Here is a 19532-nt window from a genome sequence, read left to right as displayed (position 1 = left end):
AGTTGTTTTCAACGCTATCGCCGCAGCGCAGCAGACTATGAACAGGTTCTTAAACCTTTCTCTTATTCCACCAGCTCCAGGCTCACCGAACCATCGCCATGCTCCGCCGCCAGGCGGAACTGGGGCTGGCGCGCCAGATAGCGGAGCGCGCCGGCGCCGGTGTCGAAGCGCATGGCGACGCCGGCCACCGGCTGAATGCGCCAGGCTGGCTTGGCCGCCGGGTCCACCACCTTGCGCTCGGCCAGATAGCCCGCCACCGCCGCGCGGTTTTCGTCCGGCGAATCCACCACCACGCGGCTGGCGTCGATGCCGGGGAAATGGCCGCCGCCGGAGGCGCGGTAGTTGTTGGTGGCCACCAGAAAGCTGGCGTTCTCGTCTATCGGCTTGCCCTGGTAGCTCAGCTTGACGATACGATGGCTGGCCGGCGCCGCCAGCTTGCCGTCGGCGTCGTAGCGCGCCGGCTGGCTGACGTCGATCTCATAGCTGACGCCGACGATGCTGTCGAAGTTGTAGGAGCGGAATTCCGGGTTCAGCAGCGGCTGGGTCTTGGGCCCCTTGGGATCGATGCGCAGAAACTGCCCGGCCGACATTTCCAGCCATTCGCGCACTTCGCGGCCGCTGACCTTCACCGCCTTCAGGGTGTTGGGATAGATGTAGAGATCAGCCAGATTGCGGATCGCCAACGGACCGGCCGGGATGTCGGTGTAGTAATTCCAGCCCTGGCGGCCGCCGGCCTTGAACGGCGCGGCGGCGGACAGTACCGGCAGGCCTTCGTACTCGGTGCCCTTGACCGCGTTTTTCACATACCAGGCCTGGGCCTCGGCCACGATCTGCACCGAGGGATCGTCCGCAGCCTGGGCGAAGTAGCTGTAAATCGGCGCGCGGGTTTCCGCCACCTGGCCGCGCACATAGTCCAGCGTCCGGCGGTGTTCGGCGGCGATCAACTCGGCCACCTTGGGCTCGGCGGCCGCCAGCGGCCGCTTGGCTTTCCTGTCGTAGATAGCGCGCAGACCGGCCTGTTTGCCGCTCACCTTCCAGCCGGCGTCCCCGCGCTCCAGCACCAGGTCCACCACGCCGATATGGTCGCCCCAGCGGCCCGGCATCACCGCCGGCACGCCGTTGATGGTGCCGGCGGCCAGATCCACCTTGGGATAGCCGGCGAAGGCGGCGGACGGGAATTCGGCGTGGGCGTGGCCGAACAGGATGGCGTCGATGCCGGCCACCTCGGCCAGCCCGGCCACCGAGTTCTCGGCGAAACGCGCGCTCTCCCCTTTTTCGAAACCGGAATGCGGCACCGCGATCACGATGTCGGCGCCCTTCTGCTTGAGCTCGGGCAGATAGCGGCGCGCGGCGTCGACAATGTCCAGCACTTCCACCTTGCCCTGTAGATTGGCCTTGTCCCACTGGATGATCTGCGGCGGCACGAAACCGATCACGCCGATGTTCAGCGTCTGCGGCTGGCCGTCCTCGTCCTTGAACTCCCGCTTGAGCAGTACATAGGGCTGGAAATACGGCTGGCCGGTCTTGGCGTCCACCACATTGGCGTTGACGTAGGGGAAGGCGGCTGTCTTCAGCGCCTGGTCAAGGAAGGGCAGCCCGTAATTGAATTCGTGGTTGCCGATATTGCCGGCGTCGTAGCGCAGCCAGTTGAGCACCTTGTAGGCCGGATGCGTGTCGCCGGCGCGCAGCGGCTGGATCTTGGCCACCAGATCGCCCAGCGGATTGCCCTGCAACAAGTCGCCGTTGTCTATCAGCAGGCTGTTGGGCGCCTCTTGCCGCGCCGCGCGGATCAGCGTCGCCGCGCGCGCCAGGCCGAAGTCCTGCGTCGGCTTGTCCTGGTAGTAGTCATAGTCCAGCAGGTTCATGTGCACGTCTGAGGTTTCCAGCACCCGCAGCTTCAGCGGGGCGGCCCAGCCGTTGACGGCCGTCGCGGCCAGCAGGGAGGAGACGAGGAGAGGCGCAAGTTTCACGGAACAGCCCTTTTCTGGTTTTATCGCGCCCGCATTATACGCCCGCCGTCGGCTGCTCCAGATAGAAAGCGCCCCAGGCGCACATCGCGTCTATCACCGGCCGCAGCGTGTCGCCCAGCTCGGTCAGCCGGTAGTCCACCCGCGGCGGCACCTCGGCGTACACCGTGCGCGCGATCAGGCCGTCGCGCTCCAGTTCGCGCAGCTGCTCGGTCAGCACCTTCTGCGACACTCCCCCCAGCAAACGGCGTAGTTCGCCGGTGCGCCGGCTGTCTTCGGACAAGTGGCACAGTATCGCGCACTTCCATTTGCCGCCCACCAGCCGCACGGTGGCGTCGATGGGAAAATTCAGTTCGCTCATGCGGACACAGTTACCTTTTGGTGCTTATGAAACAAAAAAGTGCATACTTATCAACAACTTGATCCATTGATAGCATGGCCGTTCCCATTTTACAGGAAGCGCCATGAAAACCCTGATCATCGTTGCCCATCCCGATCTTGAGCAATCCCGAATCAACCGCCGCTGGATGGCCGCGTTGAGCCGGCATCCGGAGCGCTATACCGTGCACGCGCTGTACCAGGCCTACCCTGACGGAAACATCGACGTGGCGCGAGAACAGGCGCTATTGAACCGCCACCAGCGCATCGTGCTGCAGTTTCCGCTGTACTGGTTCAGTTCGCCGCCCTTGTTGAAAACCTGGCAGGACCAGGTGCTGGACGAGGGCTTCGCCATCGGCGCGTGGCCGGAAGACTGGCGCATGCGGGACAAGCGCATCAGCGTAGCGGTGTCCACCGGCATCCGCGAGCGGGACTTCGCGCCCGACGGCCGCTATCTGTACCGGATGGAGGAAGTGCTGCGGCCGTTCGAGCTGACCTGCCGCTACCTCCGCGCCGAGTGGCTGCCCGGCTTCGCGCTGCACGGCGCCGAGCACGATCTGAGCGACGCCGAGATCGAAGCCAGCGCGGATGCTTATCTGCGGCACCTGCAGGCCGAGGCAGTATAAATCCACTCGCCATGAAAAATGCCCGGCCGGTGCCGGGCATGATCTTGTCTGGAACGGAGAATGTATTCCCGTTCCAATTGGAATTACTCCAGCAAGCCTTCCGCCTTCAGCGCCTGCTGCACGAAGGGCAAGGCCGCCACGCGTTTCTGGAAGTCGATCAACGCCGGGAAATCACCCAGCGAACGCTGTACGAACTGCGCCCAGTTCAGGCAGGTGAACAGGTAGGCGTCGGCCACGCTGAAACGCTCGCCCAGCAGATAGGGCGTTTTCGCCAGTTGCTGCTCCGCCAGCGCCAGCCGGCTCGTCAGCTTGTCCCAGGTCTGCTGCTTGAGCTCGTCGCTATTGGGATAGAACAGCGGCGAGAAGCCCTTGTGCACCTCGGTGGAGATATAGTTCAGCCACTCTTGCAGCCGGTAGCGCTCCAGCGTGCCGTTGGCCGGCGCCAGCTGTTTGGCCGGCGCCTGATCCGCCAGGTATTGCACAATGGCCACGCCCTCGGTCAGCAGCTCGCCGTTATCCAGCTGCAAGGCCGGCACATAGCCGCGCGGATTGATGGTGGAGAAATCCACCCCGCCCGCGGTCAGATGCGGCTGGACCTTGAGATTCACCTTCTCGGTGTCGAACGGCAGGCCGCTGGCGAACAACACGATATGCGGGGACAGCGAGCAGGCGCCGGGGGAAAAATACAGTTTCATCGCTTTTCTCCAGTTCAGGATGTCTCGGGACAAAACACAGGAATGCGGAAAACCCGGACAGCCTGAGCCAAATCGATGACAGTTGCAACCCTGCGCTCAGCAGGGCCGTTGGCCGGCGGGCGCTCAGGGCGACTTCTTGGCGAACAAGCGCGGCCGCTTGTCCGGACCGGCACCGGCGGGCGCCTGCGGCCGGGTCTTCAGCGCCACGAACAAGTCCTCCACCTGCTGGCGCGCCCACGGAGTGCGGCGCAGGAAAGCCAGGCTGGATTTGACGCTGGGATCGTGATTGAAGCAGCGGATCTGGATGCGCCGACCCAGTTCCGGCCAGCCGTAATGGCCGACCAGCTGATTCAGCATCTGCTCCAGCGTGACGCCGTGGGTGGGGTTGTTGGGTTGCGGTGCGCTCATGGTCGTGTTTTCTGGCTTGGGCGGGCGCAGTGTACCTTGCGCCCGCCGCGCCGCAAAGCCGTCCTCACGCGGCCGGCTTGGGCTTGCGTTGCCGCGGTGCGCGCTTGGGCGCGGGCTTGACCGGCGCCGGAGCCTCCGGAGGCGAGCTGTTCCGCTGGGCCAAGCCCATCGCCAGCGCCAGCCGGCCCAGGCGCTGCTGCTTCTCGCCGCTGATGGGCCCCGCCGCTTGCAGCAGCAGAATCGCCAGCTCCAACGCGAACTGTCGCTGTTGCTCGGTGGGCAACAAATGTTCCAGCGTCGCCAGCGCGCGCTTCTCGTCGTTGCGCACCAGCCAAGTCTGGCGCCGCACCGCCTGCTTGAACTGCTCCAGCGTCAAATCCTCGCCCAAGGCGGTTTCCTGCATCACCCGGCGAATAGCGTTGAACGGCCTCACGTCCACCACGCCGTTGCCGATGGCGACATAGATCAACAAGCGCAAAAAACCGTCCACCGGCCCGCCTTCGGCGTAATGAGCCTCCAGCTCCTGGCGCTTGAGCCGCAGCATCTCGCTGCGCTCCCAACTGCCGTCCGCCTTGCGCACTCCGTATTCGCGCTGCGGTTTCAAACCGGTCAGCGCCGCGCTCCACGGCGATTCGAACAAAGTTCGGAAACTCAACTCCTGCCAGGCGTCGCGACCGTCGCGCCAACCGTTCAGCGCCGTCTCCATCCACTGCGCGTAGCTTTGCTGCCATTGCCAGAACGGATTGTCCTCCGCCGCCGGCCGCCGTTGGTCGCGCACTTTCTCCGCCCATTGCCGCAGCCCGGCCAGCCAGGGGTTGCGGCTGGAAAACCAGCGTCGCTCCAATCGCGACGGATGCATTTCGCGCCACCAGCGCGCGGTATGCTCGTTGCCGTATAAGCGCAGCCAGGGAGAGACGAAGGTATCGTACAGCTGCTGGTTGACCTCTCCCACCCGGCGCACCACTTCGAAGGCGGCCTCGCCCTGGCGGCCGTCGCCCAAAGCCAGAATATCGTCGATGTCGCGCGGCTCGAAGCGGATCACGTAGCGGCCTTGCAAGTATTCCAGCCCGGCCATTTCCGGGTGGGTATCGGTGATGATGGCTTCGTACAAGCCGGGCGGCAGCACATCGATCAAGTCCAGCGCACTGGCCAGCTCGCTATGTTCCTTGTTGGCCACGCCGGCGGACACGAAAATGCCCAGGTGGCCCACCTGCTCGTGCAGGCAATAGACGATGGTCTGCTCGTTAACGCGGATGTCCTCCACGCTGTGGTACAGGTCCGCGATCCAGAACAAGGCCTGCTGCGGCGGAGTGATGTTGTCGCCCCAGGAGGCGAACACCACGATGGGCGAGCGGATGTTGCGCAAGTCCACCGCCTGCCGTCCCTGCTCCAGCGTCACTTCGCCATGGCTCAGCCGGTTGCCGACGAACAGGTTTTGGGTAATCCATTCCATCTCGGCCTTGTTGAGCAGATAGTGGCCGCCCCACCAGCGCTCGAACTCCAGGAAGCGCTCACGCTCGGTATCCACCTTGGCGTACAGTGAGTAAGGCTTTTTCCAGTAGGTGTTGGCAGGGTCCAGCTGTTCGAAATTGCTGACCAGATGAGCCCCGTCGAACTGGCCGTGGCCCAGATCGCCCACTAGCGAGGCCATCCAGGTGCCGCCGTACAAACCGCCGGAATAACGCATCGGATTCTTGCCGGCCACGCCGGCCCAGTAAGACAACGGCGAGCCGGCCAGCAGGATGGGGCCCACCAGCTCCGGCGCGGTAGCCGCCAGCATCGCCAGCGCCCAGCCGCCCTGGCAATTACCGATGACGAAGGGTTTGCCGGCGCTGTGCGGATGCAGCTGGTTCACCTTTTGCAGGAAGATCTTCTCGGCGCGCCACACACACTCAATCGTCTGCTTGGGCTCCGGCACCGGGAAAAACATCACGAAATAACAAGGATGGCCTTGGCGCAGCGCGATGCCGATCTCGCTGTCCATCTTGAAGCCGCCGATGCCTGGGCCGTGGCCGGCGCGAGGGTCTATCACCACGAAGGGCCGCTTGGCCGGGTCCGGTTTCGGACAGCCGTCCGGCGGGCGAATCGCCGACAGCGCGTAATTGACCGGCTGCTCCAGTTCGCGACCGTCCACGATGATGTCGTAATCGAACACCAACACCGGGGGGTGGCCGGAGGCAGCGTGCTCCAGATAGGTGTCCCCGCGCTGGCGCAGAATGTCGCAGTACAGCACAGAACGCTGCCAGGCGTCGATCCAATACTCTACCAAGGCGCCGTTCAAACCGCCGGCGCTCAGCGCGGAGAACCAAGGAAAGGAAGAATCAGGCTGGCTCATGCGAAAACGCTCCGGCGACGATAAGGGAATGCCGCAATTCACTCTAGTCCAAATCCCCGCCCCGGTCGGGAAAAAACCCATCGGCAAAACGCTTGCCGGCGAGCTTTACATTTGGTAACAATTGATCCCGACCAACTCACACTTAATTGACAGTCGCCATCCAGAATAATGGAGTGATCCTGCCGATGTCGCCCGCCCGCATCACCGCCATCAATGGAATGGCCTCCCTATGAAACCGCAGATACCCTTTATATTCGCCAGCCTCGCCGCCGGTGCCGCTCTGGCCGCACCGCCGGAACCCGCTTGCCCGCCAATGGGCAATTTCGCCGGCCGTCCGTGGAAGATAGACCCGGCCAAACGTGACGCTTTCATCGCCCAGCACCAGAAAGCGCTGCACGACAAGCTCAAGATCCAGCCGGCCCAGGAAGCCGCGTGGCTGGCCTTCGCCAGCGCCACCCGCCCCGGTCCGATGCCGCCTTGCGAGAACGCGTCCACCGCGCCGGAACGCATGGAACAGCGCGTGCTGATGGCGCAGCGTCACCTGCTGAATCTGCAAAAGCGTTTGGAAGCGCTCAAATCCTTCTACGGCCAGCTCACGCCCGATCAGCAAAAAATCATGGACCAGGACAGCCCGCCGCTGATGGGCGGCCGGGGCCAGGGTCCAATGCGCAAACTGCAGGCAGGCCAAGGCAACGAGCCTCACAACTAAAACCCGTTACGATCTGCGACGATTCGTGAGCCGCGGCACGGCGAGCCCCGCGCATTGTTGCAAACTGCTAAGCGGGCCGGCCCGGTTAACACTCGATAACAAGCCCCGCCCTAGCCGCAACACTTGCCAGACATCCGTGGTCAATACTGGCTGCATGATCAACCTCCGCAGGAGTCTTCAATCATGACCAAGCTGTTCAAGCCCATGCTGATCGCCACGCTGCTGGCTGCCGGCGTTGCCGGTTCCGCGCTGGCCGCCGGCGACGCCCCGACGCAAAGCCCGATGCCGATGATGGAAAAAGGCCGCCACATGGACCCGGCCCAGCGCGAAGCCATGGCCGCGCGCCACCTGCAAGGGCTGCACGATCAACTGAAACTGCAGGCGAACCAGGAAGCCGCCTGGAAAACCTTCGCCGCCTCGATGAAGCCGGGCGAACGGATGATGCCGCCCAAGCCCCAGGCCGGCGACACCGCGCCGCAGCGCATGGAGCGCATGCTGGACATGATGAAACAACATCAGGACGCGATGCAGAAGCGCCTGGACGCGCTGAAAACCTTCTACGCCCAACTGACGCCGGAGCAACAGAAGGTGATGGACCAATGGCATGGCCAGATGGGCCGCCGCATGAGTCCGATGGCCAAGCCGCAACCCAAGTAAGCGCCACGCGCCGGCCAAGAAAAACGGCAGCCTGAGGCTGCCGTTTTTAGCATGTTGACTCCGCACCCATCATTCAAGCGCGTCCAAACCACTTGTCGCCGAAGTTGACCAACAACACCCCGCCCACCACCAGCGCCGCACCCAGCAGCCGAGGCAGATTCACCTCTCGCAGCGGCATCGCCAGCCAGCCGAAACGGTCGAACAGCAGCGACACGCACACCTGGCCGGCGATCACCAGGGACAGCATGGCCGCCACGCCCAGCCGCGGCGCCAGCAAGGTGGTGCCGAACACGAACATCGCCCCCATCGCACCGCCCAACAGCATCCACCACTCCACCCGGCCGAGAGCCGCCAGATCCTGCCATTTCTGGCCGGTGGCGACGGCCAGCCCGGCCAGACACGCGCTGCCCACGGAGAACGACACCAGCGCCGCCAGCAGCGTGCTGTTGCCCAGCACGCCCTTTAGCTGGTTGTTGATGGCGGCTTGCAAGGGCACCACCACGCCGATGGCGAAGGCGAACAAGGGGTAGATTGGATTCATCACTATCCTGTCGAATCAATTAAGAGCGTGTTTACGGTCTCGCGAGCTAGAGCGAGACAAGGCGTACTCGCCGTGTCACGTCTCACGACGCGTAGCAGATCGTAAACGGCTTCTAGGGCGTTTCACGTGAAACCGCGTTCACGCCGCGGTGTTGCGGAGGAAGGCGATCTTCTGCGGATTTCGGGTATACGCGCAGAAGCCCGGCTTGGGTCCTACCTTGGGGTGGTTGCGGCAAGTATTGGGACGCCGCTCGTAAATGGTGCACAAGCGGGTCTTCTGATCCAGATGCATGCAATCGCCGTTGGCGCGCCGCGCCAGCGTGAACAGCTCGCGCTTGAAATTGAAGTGCTGGATCAGCCGCTGCTTTTCCAGGCGCTTGGCGATGTTCTTGATCGGCTCTTCCAACTCGAACTCATCCACCACGCCCATGCGCACCAGATCCGGCAGCCGCACCTCCACCGGCATGGAACAGCAGCTGCCCATGCAGTCCTCGCACAAACCGTTCTTGTATTTGACCCAGGTGTCCAGGCGCTCGATGTCGGCCACGTTTGATTCCCCGTGATGCCGGCGTGGCCGGCGATAACGTATTAAAGGATTGTTCCGGATAGGAAAAAAGGAAAGAGGCGCATTTTACGCGCCTCTCCGCCGCCGCCGCAATCGACTCGCCGGCCGTTTCAGATCGGCAATCTAGCGCTCAAGACTGCGGACGCTGCTTGAAGAAGGTCAAGGGCGCGGTGTACGGCACCTCGCTTGGCGGCGGGGCCTTCAGGATGTGCTTTTTCATCTTGCCCATCACATGCATCTCGCAAGGCCGGCATTCGAACTTCAATGTGTAGGTTTCGTTGCCGGACTTCAGCGTCATCGGATCGGCGCGCACCTGGCCCATCACGCCCTTCACCCCCTTGGCCTGCTTCGGGCACAGGTTGAAGGAGAAGCGCAGGCAGTGCTTGGTGATCATCAAGCTGACCTCGCCCTCTTCCTGATGCGCCTCGTAGGCGGCGTCGATGACCTCCACCCCGTGCTTGCGGTAGAACTGCCAGGCCAGATTGTTGTAGACGTTGGCCAGATAGCTCAGCGTCTTTTCCGGATACGGCGCCGGCGGCTCCAGCGCCGCCTTGCGCGGCTGGCGCGGCCAGGCCTGCAAGCGCGCGGCCTCCAGCCGGGCGATGGCGTCTCGGCGCAAGGCGTTGATCGCCGAGGCCGGCGCGAACCACGGCTGAGAGAGTTGCAGCGTTACATCGTGGGCAACGAACATGGTATTGCCCAGCTTCGCCAGATTGTCTCGCAAACCTGCAAGCGCCTTCTCCGCGTCCTTGGCCGGCTCCAGCGCCAGCGGGCTGCGGGCGACGGCGCTGACGCCGTCCTCGTCGGTGATGCTCAGTTCCAGGCCGTCGGCGTTTTCGGCCAGCGTCATCCACACGCCCACCTTGCGCTCGGCGGACTTTTTCAGCAGCGCCAGTTCCCAGGCGTGGTCGCGGTTGCGGCTGATGTCCACGCCCGGCTTGAGGCCGACCAGCACCGAAGCATCGTTGGGGAACACCCTCCACAACAACTCGCCGTCCGCGGTCTTGCCCACTTGCTGCACGGTATTGGCCTGAACGCCCACGACTTCCCGCTTCTTCATGAAGTTGATGCCGTCGCCGTTGCTCATAGTTTCTCGGGTGGCGATCTCCAGCCAGTCCGGCCCCACTTTGCTGACCACGCCCAGGCCGACACCGACGAATTTGGGCGAATCGAAAGCGCCGATGTCGATCTTGCGGCCAGTGGCGAAGTAATCGGTGCCGCCGCGGTGGAAGGTCTTGTCCGGGTCCGGCGCGAAGAAGATTTCGCTGTCGCCGCTGGAGGCGCGCGCCAGCTCCGGCCTACGTTCGATGATCTCGTCCAGCAGCAGCCGGTAATGGGCGGTGATGTTCTTCACATAGGACACGTCTTTGTAACGGCCCTCGATCTTCAGCGAACGCACGCCGGCGTCCAGCAGCGCCTCCAGATTGGCGCTCTGATTATTGTCCTTCATCGATAGCAAATGCTTGTCGAAAGCCACCACGCCGCCGTCCTTGTCGGTCAGCGTGTACGGCAGTCTACAGGCTTGCGAGCAGTCGCCGCGGTTGGCGCTGCGTCCGTTGTCGGCGTGGCTGATATAGCACTGGCCGGAGAAGGCCACGCACAGCGCGCCGTGAATGAAGTATTCAATGGTGGCGGCGTCGCCCACCGCGTCGGCCGCCTGGCGGATTTGCGGAATCGTCAGCTCGCGCGCCAGCACCACTTGGGAGAAACCGGCATCGGACAGGAAACGCGCTTTTTCCGGCGTGCGGATGTCGCACTGAGTGGAGGCATGCAGCTGGATAGGCGGCAGGTCCAGTTCCAGGATGCCCATATCCTGAATGATCAGCGCGTCCACGCCTGCGTCGTACAACTGCCAGATCAGCTTGCGCGCCGGCTCCAGTTCGGCATCGTGCAAGATGGTGTTGAGCGTGGCGAAGATGCGCGCGTGGTAGCGGTGCGCAAACGCGGTCAGGCCGGCGATATCCTCCACGCTGTTGCAGGCGTTGTGGCGCGCGCCGAAGCTGGGCCCGCCGATGTACACCGCGTCGGCGCCGTGCAAGATAGCCTCGCGGCCGATTTCGGCGGTCTTGGCGGGCGAAAGCAACTCGATCTGGTGCGACAACAGGCTCATGGCGTTTCCTGACATTTAGTATAGGTGGCCGCGTTGGGCGATGGCGGCCGCAAAGGGGCGGAATTATAACGGAATCATGGAGTTATAGGTAGTAATTTACAGCAGCGGCTTTTAAGTTCAACCTCGGGATCACGGCTTTGCCATGCCACCGTCACATGCCGCGACTACACCTCCAAATAGTCAAAATCGGTTTTATGCACGTAAAAACCAATTCGGAGAGCGTCATGTTCAACCGCCTGACCATCGCCCAGCGCTTAAGCGCGCTCGTCGCGGCCCTGTTGGCCATTACCATCTTGATCAGCCTGTTTGGCCAACATGCGCAAAAAGGCATACTCGACGACTTCGCCACCACTTACAACGATAGAGTGGTGTGCCTGAAGCAGCTGAAAACCGTGGCCGACAGCTACGCGGTTGGCATAGTAGATGGCGCGCACAAACTGCATGCCGGCGCCCTCGACGCCGCCGGTTTTCTAGGCGGCATCGACACCGCGCAGGCCGCGCTGAAAAAACAATGGGGCGACTACCGCTCCACCTATCTGACCGCCGAGGAAAAAACCCTGGCCGACCAGGCCGAGGCGGCTATGCGCCACGCCGACGCCAGCGTGGCCCGGCTCAAAAGCCTGGCCCAGTCCGGGGACCGCGCCGCGATGCAACTCTTCCTGGACAAGGAAATGTACCCGGCCATCGATCCCATCGCCAACCGCATCGCCGCGCTGATCGACTTGCAGTTGCGAGTGGCGGCGGAAGAGTTCGCCAAGGCGCAAGAACGCGCCGCCGCCAGCCGCGCCGTCGCCATAGCGCTCTTGATCTGCGGCGTGGCGCTGGGCGCCGTGCTGTCGCTGATCATCATTCGCTCGCTGATGGCCGAGCTGGGCGGCGAGCCGCGCGACGTGGTGGCGCTGACCGAGCGCATCGCCAACGGCGACCTCAGCCAGAAACTACAGGCCAAGGCCGGCGACCAACACAGCATCGTCGCCTCGATGGCGCGGATGCAGAGCGGACTCATCCAGATGGTGCGCGCCATGCAGCAGATCATCAGTCAGCTAAGCGCCAATGCCACCGAGCTGGCGGCGGCGGCGGAACAGGTGGCCGCCAGCGCCGAGGAACAGACCCGGGCCGCCTCGTCGATGTCCGCCTCGGTGGAACAATTGTCGGTCAGCATCTGCTCGGTGGACGATAACACCACCGATGTGGCCACCGAATCCGTCTCCACCGGCGACCTGGCCACCCGCGGTGAATCCATCATTGACCAAACCCTGCACACCATAGAGTCGGTGGCCGACATGGCGCGCGCCTCGCAGGCGCAAGCCGACCTGATGAGCAGCCGCTCGCAGCAGATCTCCAATGTGATTCAGGTAATACGCGACGTGGCCGACCAAACCAACCTGCTGGCGCTGAACGCCGCCATCGAAGCGGCGCGCGCCGGCGAACAGGGCCGCGGCTTCGCCGTGGTGGCCGACGAAGTGCGCAAGCTGTCCGAGCGTACCGCCCAGTCCACCTCCGAAATCGGCGCCAGCATTCGCGAAATGCTGGATAGCAGCGCCCACGTGGTGCAGAACATCCACCACACCGTGGACCACATGGAAGTGGGACTGCGGCAGGCCAGCGACGCGCGCGCAGCCATCACCGGCATCAACGACAAGGTGGCCAGAGTCAAACAATCGTTGAGCGCGATCTCGGTATCGCTGCACGAACAGCAGGCCGCCGGCACCGGCATCGCCGCCAATGTGGAGAAAGTGGCGCAAATGTCCGAGGAAACCAGCGCCGCCGCCAGCCAGACAGCGGACTCCGCCAGTCAGATGGAACAGATGTCGCATGAGCTGCAATCCAGCATCAATTACTTCACCCTGCCGCAGGCCGGCCAAAGCCAGAACGAAGAAACGCCGCTGCAAACCGGCCGTTCGTTGGCAGCCGCCAGCTGAAACCCGTTTACCCCCTCTCCGCACTTGGCCTGGCGCTTGCCAGGCTTTTTTTTAGTCTGGCAATGCCCCATGGCCTATGGGTCAGCCGGCGCTTACCTTCGCTGCAACGCCATGCCGCAATGCAGCAATGTCGATAAGCGAAAATATCGCGCACACGCGGCCGCTGTCTCGATTGAAAACGCGTGTTCATCCCGGCCAATCCTTCGTTGGCACTCCACATTCTGTTCGGAAAAACAAAAAGTAGATGCCTTTCATTCGCATTCTGCAGCGATCTGGCGTCATGACGCACTTATTTCCGACAAAACCATGTGCATGGCAGCATTGCAACAATATGACGAATTATTTTGCAATACCAATGAGATACCAATTGAGAACCAGTAAAAGACCAGATAGTTTTAGCGCAGGACATCCAACAGAGGTGTCGCCACGTGATTGGAGTGACTGAAATGCCTAAGCCGACCAAGCTTGCCCTACTACTGTTGACCGCCCTGCCCTGTGTCGTCATGGCGGCGGAAGACTCGATTCCGACCAACGACACCTCGCCCACCCAGGGCGCGCCGGCCACTTTCGAACCGGTGGACGTCTACGACTTGATCACCAAGTCCGAAACCACCGTCAGCGCCATTTATTACGGCCGCAACCGCCAAGCGGATTGGCCCGCCCCGCCCAATGGAAAAAACCGCGACGACATCACCGTCAACGCGCTCAACCTGGGCCTGAACTTCCGTTCCGGCTACGCCTGGAACAAGCTGGGCTTCGACGCCGCCGCCCACGCCGCCATCCGCCTGGACAGCGGCAAGGGCTGGTCGGAAGTGCTGAACCACGACGTCAACGACAGCTCCCAGCCCGGCGGAGTGGACAAGAGCGCCGCGGTGCTGAGCCAGGCGGCGTTGAAATTCCGCCAGCACGAAGACGGCCAGGGCTTCTCCGCCCGCGCCGGTTACACCCCGATAGGCATCGGCACCCTGGGCACCTCTGGCGGCCTGCAATCCCACGCCTACCGCGGCGTGGAAATGAAATACAAATTCGGCGACTTCGAAGTGGGCTACGGCTGGGCCGACCAGTTCCGCAACGAATGGGACACCCGCTTCCGCGACATGACCAACTCCTGGGAACAGGGCCGCAGCAACGGCAGCGCCGCCAAACGCGTCGATTACGTCAACAGCCTGGGCTTCCGCTACGCGCCCAAGAACGGCTTCGTCGACGTGGGCGTGGGCGAAGGCAAGGACTACCGCCGCAACGCCCAGATCGCCGGCTCCTATTCCTGGCAGCTCAACGGCGACGACAAGCTGACCGCCACCGGCTACTACTTCACCGGCAAATACCAGACCCAGCTCTCCGGCATCCAGAACCCCAAGAGCGAATACCACGCCAGCGGCAGCGTCAGCTACGCCACCAACGGCTGGACGCTGATGGGCGGCCTGGGCTACACCAAGGCCCCGGACTCCGGCGAGCTGAACTTCCGCATGACGCCGTGGGGCAACAGCGACAACCGCAACTTCATCCAGACCTGGGGCCAGCTGGACGACTTCGTCTGGGACGGCACCACCGTCTACAAGCTGGGCGTCAACTACGACCTGGCCAAGGTGGGCGTGCCCGGCCTGACCGTGGGCCTGTCCGGCAACTACGCCACCGGGATGAAAAACCCGGGCAAGGCCGACACCAAGGCGCACGAGGTGGATTTCAGCATCGGCTACAGCGTGCAAAGCGGCATGTTCAAGGGCGCCAGCATCGGCGTCTACCCGGCCTGGCTGCGCACCGACGGCTTCTACGGCAAATCCGACCGCAACGACGTCAAGGTGATCGCCTCCTACAGCAAGACCTTCTGATCCGCGCGGCCGGCCGGGGCACTCCCTCCCCCGTCCGGCCGCCGGCTCACTGGCATTGAACTGGTCTCGCTTTCATTGACACCACTTCAATGCCACAATGCGGCAACAAGACATTCAAATAGCATAACATTGCACCCCGGCCGCCACGGTTGACGCCGACGTCGGCCCCCATGGAGAAACCATCATGAAACTCAACGCCTTCGCTCGCGCCGCCCTGCTCGCCGCCGGCTGCGCCGTCGCCCTGCCGGCTCTGGCCGCCGACAAACCCGTGCTGGAAGTGTGGACCATGAGCCTGTCGCCCAAATTCGACGGCTACTTCAAGGATCTAGTCGGCAAATACAACGCCCAGAACCCCAATGTCGAAGTTAAATGGACCGATTACCCCTGGGACGTGATCCAGTCCAAGTTCACCGCCGCCGTCGGCGCAGGCAAGCCGCCGGCTCTGGTCAACCTGAACGTGCCGTGGGCTTACGACTACAAGCAAAGCGGCCTGCTGCAGCCGCTGGACGGCGTGATCAACAAGGGCCAGTACGTGGACGGCGCGATCAAGGACGTCACTTTCGACGGCAAGGTTTACGCCTTCCCTCACTACAACGGCGCCAACGTCATCGCCTACAACGCCGAGCTGTTCAAGAAAGCCGGCCTCAATCCGGCCAAGCCGCCCAAATCGCTGGACGAGCAGCTGGCTTACGCCAAAACCATCAAGGCCAAGACCGGCGTCGCCGGCTTCGCCCCGGCGCTGGGCCCCACCAAGATCGAGGGCTTCCTGATCCAGAACGGCCTGCCCTTGCTCAAGGACGGCAAGCCGGTGTTCAACAGCCCGGCCCACGTGGCCATGCTGAAAAAACTGGGCGACGCCTACAAGTCCGGCGCGCTGCTGAAGGACAATCTGTTCGCCCAGGACAACTTCCAGGTGTCCATCGCCGCCTACAACAGCGGCCGCATGGCCATGCTGGTCACCACCCCGGCCTCGCTGACCCGAGTGCGCGACGAAGCCCCCAAACTTTACCAAGCCACCCAAGTGGCTCCGGCGCCCATCGGCCCCACCGGCATCGCCGCCGGCGGCTGGATGTTCAACTTCGGCGTGGCGCGCAACGTCAACAAGGCGCTGTTGCCGGAGATCGGCAAGTTCGGCAACTACCTGACCAACGCCGACAACCAGCTTGCCTTCGCCAAGCTGGCCGGCACCCTGCCCACCGCGCGCAAGGCGGCGCAAGACCCCTACTTCCAGAAAGTGGCCAATGACGCCGGCGCGGCGGAAAAAGCCGTAGGCGTAGCCGCCGCCAGCCTGGACAAGACCCGCACCATCTACCTGGCCGGCGTCAAGGACCCGGACGTGCTGTCCGCCCGCCTGGCCGCCGCGGTGGAAAAAGCCGTCACCGGCCGCCAGGACCCCAAGGCCGCGCTGGACGAGGCGGCGGCGTTCTGGAGCGGCAAACTGTAAAACGCGCTTGACCGCGGCGGAGTCTCAGACGCCGCCTCCCGCAACCCGCAGGCCGTCGCCGCATTCCGGCGTCGGCCTGCCGCTACGTCACAAGGTTCTGCCCATGCGCACCAAGACCACGCTGCAAGCCTATCTGTTCCTGGCCCCGGCGCTGTTGCTGATGCTGGCGTTTTCCTTCTGGCCGGTGGGCTTCGGCAGCTTCATCGCCTTCACCCAGTACAATCTGATCGACAGCCCGCGCTGGGTGGGCCTGGACAATTTCCGCGAGCTGTTCGCCGACGACTTGTTCCTGGCCTCGCTGAAGAACTCCGCCATCTACCTGTTGGTGGTGCCGGTAATCCAGATCGTCGCCATGCTGCTGGCGGTGCTGGTCAACAACCAGCTTCCCGCTATCAAGTGGTTCCGCGCCGCCTACTACCTGCCGGTGGTCACTTCCGTATCGGTGATCGGCATCATCTGGAACTTCATGTACACCGAAGACGGCGTGATTAACGCCGCGCTGCACTGGCTGCGGGTGGTCAACGAACCGGTGGGCTGGCTCAACGACGACCGCATCGCGCTGTTCGCGGTGATGTTCATCACCATCTGGCGCGGCCTGGGCTGGTATATGGTGCTCTACCTGGCCGGTCTGCAGGCGGTGCCGGCCGACATCTACGAAGCGGCGCAGCTGGACGGCGCCAACGCCTGGCAGCGTTTCTGGCGCATCACCGTGCCGCTGCTGGCCCCCACCATCCTGCTGTGCTCGATGATGTCGGTGCTGGCCGCGGTCAAGGCCTTCGAGGAGGTGCAGATCATGACCAAGGGCGGGCCGATGCAATCCACCTACACCGCGCTGTTCTACGCCTACGAGTTCGGCATCAAGTCGCTGAACTTCGGCCGCGCGCTGGCCGCCAGCCTGGTGATGTCGGTGTTCTGCGTGGCGCTGGCCTGGTTGAACTTCCGCTATCTGCAGCCGCGCGAACCATAAGGAAACGCCATGCAAAACACCGCCACCCTCGCCGCGCCCGCCGCCCGCCGCCACAGCGCCCGGCTAAGCAAGCTGGCCGGCCGCGGCCTGCACTATCTGGTGCTGAGCCTGATCGCCGTGGTCACCGTCTACCCGTTCTGGTGGACGCTGGTCACCGCGCTGTCCACCGAGGGCGACGTGTTCGCCTTTCCGCCGCCCTTATTGCCCAGCGCCCCCGGCCTGGACAACTTCAAGGAGGCGGTGTCCAGCATCGACCTGCTGGCCTTCTACAAGAACTCCGTCGTCATCGCGCTGGCCACCGTGGCCGGCACCCTGCTGGTCAGCGCGCTGGCCGCCTACCCGCTGGCGCGGATGCGCTTTCCTGGCCGCAAGCTGGTGTTCGGCGCCATTCTCGCCACCATGATCCTGCCCAGCGAAGTCAACTTCCTGGTCAACTTCATCACCGTGTCCAAACTGCAGCTCACCGACAGTTACAGCGGCGTGGTGCTGCCCACGCTGGCCGGCGCGGTGGGCATCTTCCTGATGAAACAGGCCTTTGAGGCCGTGCCGCAGGACTTGATAGACGCCGCCCGCGTCGACGGCGCCGGCGACTGGCAGATCTTCTGGAAAATCATGTTGCCGCTATCTCGTCCGGCGCTGGCGGCGCTGACCATACTCACCATGGTGTCGGCGTGGAACCAATACATCTGGCCGTCCATCGTGATGTCCAGCCCGGACAAATTCCCGCTGTCGGTGGGCGTGCTCTACCTGTCCGGCGCCTTCAGTTTCAAAACCCGGGTGGTGGCCGCCGGCGCGGTGCTGACCGTGCTGCCCATCCTGCTGGTCTTCCTGTTCACCCAGCGCTACTTCCTGCGCGGATTCGATGGAGCCGTCAAATGAGCGATACCCTGCAACAACTGGCCGGCCAGGCGCTGATGGTGGATGTGGCCGGCCCGCGTCTGGGAGAAGACGAAGCCGCCTTCCTGCAACAACTGGGCACGCGCGCCATCTGCCTGTTCCGCCGCAATGTGCCGGACGAGGCCAGCATCCGCCGGCTGATCGCCGATCTGCAATGCGCGCTGGGCGAGGACATCCTGATAGGCATGGATCAGGAAGGCGGCGCGGTGATGCGCACCCTGTTCCTGCCGACGGCGCCGTCGGCGATGGCGCTGGGCGCGGTGGACGACGCCGAACTGGCCGAGCAAGTGGGCGCCGCGGTGGCGCGCGGCCTGGCCAGCCTGGGCGTTAACTGGAATTTCGCCCCGGTGCTGGACCTCAACAACAACCCCGCCAATCCGGTGATCTCGGAACGATCCTTCGGCGAGGACCCTCTCAAGGCGACGCGGCTGGCGCGCGCCTGGATCAGCGGCCATCTGTCCGAGGGCGTGGCCTGCTGCGTCAAGCACTTCCCCGGCCACGGCGACACTCACACCGACTCCCACCTGGACCTGCCGGTGGTGGACAAGCCCAAGGCCGAGCTACGCGATTACGAACTGTCGCCGTTCGCCGCGCTGGCTAGCCTCACCCCCGGCATGATGAGCGCCCACATCCGCTTTCCGACGCTGGACGCGGACTGGCCGGCCACGCTGTCGCCGGCCATCCTGCAGCAACTGCTGCGCGAGCAGCTGGGCTATCAGGGCGTGATGATCACCGACGGCATGAATATGAAAGCCATCCGAGAACGCTGGGGCCAGGCCCAGGGCAGCGCGCAGGCGCTGGCCGCCGGTGCCGACCTCAGCCTGGTGCTCCAATTCCAGGACGAAATGACGGAAAGCAAGCAGGCCTTGATAGCCGCCGTCGCCGCCGGCCGGCTGAGCGAGACGCGGCTGCAAGAAGCGGCCGCGCGCGTGGACGCGCTGATCCGGCGCTACCCCAGCCGTCAGCGCGATTACGACCCGGCGCAGCGCGCCGCCGACGCCGAATTGTTCGCCGATGCCTGGCGCCGCGCGCTGACCGCCCACGGCCAGCCGCAACGGCCGCCGGCCGGCGCCACGCTGCGCCTGGTGGTGCAGGACCAGGCGCCGTCCGACGGCGTGTCCGAGGCCGGCCTGTCCGCCGACGCGCTGGTCACTCGGCTGATCGCCCAGCTGTCGCGCCGCTTCAGCCTGGAAGTGATCCGCTATCAGCGGCGCGAAGAACTGGACTGGCGCCGGCTGCCTCAGGACGGCCGCTACACCGTGGTCGCCTCCACCACCCGCGGACGCTACGGCGCGCGCGAGCGCGCCGAATGGCGGCCGGACCTGCACCTGGCCTTGTGGAACCCCTACGCCGCCGCCGATCTCGACGCGCCGGCGCTGATCAGCTACGGCTTCGCCGACGCGGCGCTGGACGCCGTCGCCCAATGGCTGTCCGGCGAGATAGAAGCCACGGGCACGCTGCCGGCGCGCTTGCAATAAAAGGA

General features: G+C 64.0%; 17 protein-coding genes. 9 read left to right on the top strand and 8 right to left on the bottom strand.

Going from position 1 to position 19532, the window contains the following annotated elements; translation table 11 throughout:
- Window positions 1–62 precede the first annotated feature (62 nt).
- Both MOV80_RS18365 and MOV80_RS18360 read right to left on the bottom strand, forming a co-directional pair.
- The gene (locus tag MOV80_RS18365) at window positions 63–1970 is read right to left on the bottom strand and encodes a bifunctional 2',3'-cyclic-nucleotide 2'-phosphodiesterase/3'-nucleotidase (protein WP_249605358.1); all 1908 of its coding nucleotides are present in this window, start codon (window positions 1968–1970) and stop codon (window positions 63–65) included.
- Window positions 1971–2004: 34 nt separating this feature from the next.
- Window positions 2005–2328: a helix-turn-helix domain-containing protein gene (locus MOV80_RS18360; RefSeq protein ID WP_249605357.1), complete on the bottom strand. Its 324-nt coding sequence runs from the start codon at window positions 2326–2328 to the stop codon at window positions 2005–2007.
- 103 nt (window positions 2329–2431) lie between these two features.
- On the opposite strand from MOV80_RS18360, the gene MOV80_RS18355 reads away from it, so the two are divergent.
- The gene (locus tag MOV80_RS18355; RefSeq protein ID WP_081575068.1) at window positions 2432–2971 is read left to right on the top strand and encodes an NAD(P)H-dependent oxidoreductase; all 540 of its coding nucleotides are present in this window, start codon (window positions 2432–2434) and stop codon (window positions 2969–2971) included.
- Window positions 2972–3054: 83 nt separating this feature from the next.
- On the opposite strand, the gene gstA is transcribed toward MOV80_RS18355, so the two are convergent.
- The 3 genes from gstA to MOV80_RS18340 all read right to left on the bottom strand — a co-directional run bounded on the left by gstA (window position 3055) and on the right by MOV80_RS18340 (window position 6409).
- On the bottom strand, window positions 3055–3666 hold the full coding sequence (gstA, locus tag MOV80_RS18350) for a glutathione transferase GstA (RefSeq protein WP_081575067.1): 612 nt from the start codon (window positions 3664–3666) through the stop codon (window positions 3055–3057).
- A 123-nt stretch (window positions 3667–3789) separates the two neighbouring features.
- The gene (locus MOV80_RS18345; RefSeq protein WP_081575066.1) at window positions 3790–4074 is read right to left on the bottom strand and encodes a VF530 family protein; all 285 of its coding nucleotides are present in this window, start codon (window positions 4072–4074) and stop codon (window positions 3790–3792) included.
- Window positions 4075–4138: 64 nt separating this feature from the next.
- On the bottom strand, window positions 4139–6409 hold the full coding sequence (locus tag MOV80_RS18340; RefSeq protein ID WP_107732188.1) for a TerB family tellurite resistance protein: 2271 nt from the start codon (window positions 6407–6409) through the stop codon (window positions 4139–4141).
- A 229-nt stretch (window positions 6410–6638) separates the two neighbouring features.
- Here MOV80_RS18340 and MOV80_RS18335 point away from each other — a divergent pair, with 229 nt between their 5' ends.
- Window positions 6639–7118 carry a Spy/CpxP family protein refolding chaperone gene (locus tag MOV80_RS18335; RefSeq protein WP_019102727.1) on the top strand — a complete coding sequence of 160 codons (480 nt, stop codon included), beginning with the start codon at window positions 6639–6641 and terminating at the stop codon, window positions 7116–7118.
- 183 nt (window positions 7119–7301) lie between these two features.
- On the top strand, window positions 7302–7775 hold the full coding sequence (locus tag MOV80_RS18330; protein ID WP_019102726.1) for a Spy/CpxP family protein refolding chaperone: 474 nt from the start codon (window positions 7302–7304) through the stop codon (window positions 7773–7775).
- 73 nt (window positions 7776–7848) lie between these two features.
- Here MOV80_RS18330 and MOV80_RS18325 read toward each other — a convergent pair whose 3' ends face one another.
- The 3 genes from MOV80_RS18325 to MOV80_RS18315 form a co-directional block, all read right to left on the bottom strand.
- Window positions 7849–8316 (bottom strand): DMT family transporter, encoded by a 468-nt coding sequence (locus MOV80_RS18325; protein ID WP_019102725.1) that lies wholly within the window; start codon window positions 8314–8316, stop codon window positions 7849–7851.
- Window positions 8317–8454: 138 nt separating this feature from the next.
- Window positions 8455–8799, bottom strand: coding sequence for a YkgJ family cysteine cluster protein (locus MOV80_RS18320; RefSeq protein WP_198001722.1), 345 nt, complete (start codon window positions 8797–8799; stop codon window positions 8455–8457).
- A 211-nt stretch (window positions 8800–9010) separates the two neighbouring features.
- Complete coding sequence (locus MOV80_RS18315) at window positions 9011–10990, bottom strand: U32 family peptidase (protein WP_043589142.1); 1980 nt, start codon at window positions 10988–10990, stop codon at window positions 9011–9013.
- A gap of 224 nt (window positions 10991–11214) precedes the next feature.
- Between MOV80_RS18315 and MOV80_RS18310 the strand changes: the two genes are divergently transcribed.
- The 6 genes from MOV80_RS18310 to nagZ all read left to right on the top strand — a co-directional run bounded on the left by MOV80_RS18310 (window position 11215) and on the right by nagZ (window position 19527).
- The gene (locus MOV80_RS18310) at window positions 11215–12912 is read left to right on the top strand and encodes a methyl-accepting chemotaxis protein (RefSeq protein ID WP_043589133.1); all 1698 of its coding nucleotides are present in this window, start codon (window positions 11215–11217) and stop codon (window positions 12910–12912) included.
- Between the two features lie 446 nt (window positions 12913–13358).
- Complete coding sequence (locus tag MOV80_RS18305; RefSeq protein WP_052051841.1) at window positions 13359–14741, top strand: OprD family outer membrane porin; 1383 nt, start codon at window positions 13359–13361, stop codon at window positions 14739–14741.
- A 184-nt stretch (window positions 14742–14925) separates the two neighbouring features.
- Window positions 14926–16185, top strand: coding sequence for an extracellular solute-binding protein (locus tag MOV80_RS18300; RefSeq protein WP_043589132.1), 1260 nt, complete (start codon window positions 14926–14928; stop codon window positions 16183–16185).
- Window positions 16186–16288: 103 nt separating this feature from the next.
- Entirely contained in the window at window positions 16289–17152 is an 864-nt protein-coding gene (locus MOV80_RS18295) for a sugar ABC transporter permease (RefSeq protein WP_043589131.1), read from the top strand.
- A gap of 9 nt (window positions 17153–17161) precedes the next feature.
- On the top strand, window positions 17162–18031 hold the full coding sequence (locus tag MOV80_RS18290; protein ID WP_019102572.1) for a carbohydrate ABC transporter permease: 870 nt from the start codon (window positions 17162–17164) through the stop codon (window positions 18029–18031).
- Window positions 18028–19527 (top strand): beta-N-acetylhexosaminidase, encoded by a 1500-nt coding sequence (gene nagZ, locus MOV80_RS18285; protein ID WP_043589125.1) that lies wholly within the window; start codon window positions 18028–18030, stop codon window positions 19525–19527. The genes MOV80_RS18290 and nagZ overlap by 4 nt, the downstream gene beginning before the upstream one ends.
- Window positions 19528–19532 lie beyond the last annotated feature (5 nt).

Source organism: Chromobacterium sp. IRSSSOUMB001, from assembly GCF_023507765.1.
GTDB lineage: Bacteria > Pseudomonadota > Gammaproteobacteria > Burkholderiales > Chromobacteriaceae > Chromobacterium > Chromobacterium haemolyticum.
This window is presented reverse-complemented; position numbering and strand designations above follow the sequence as displayed.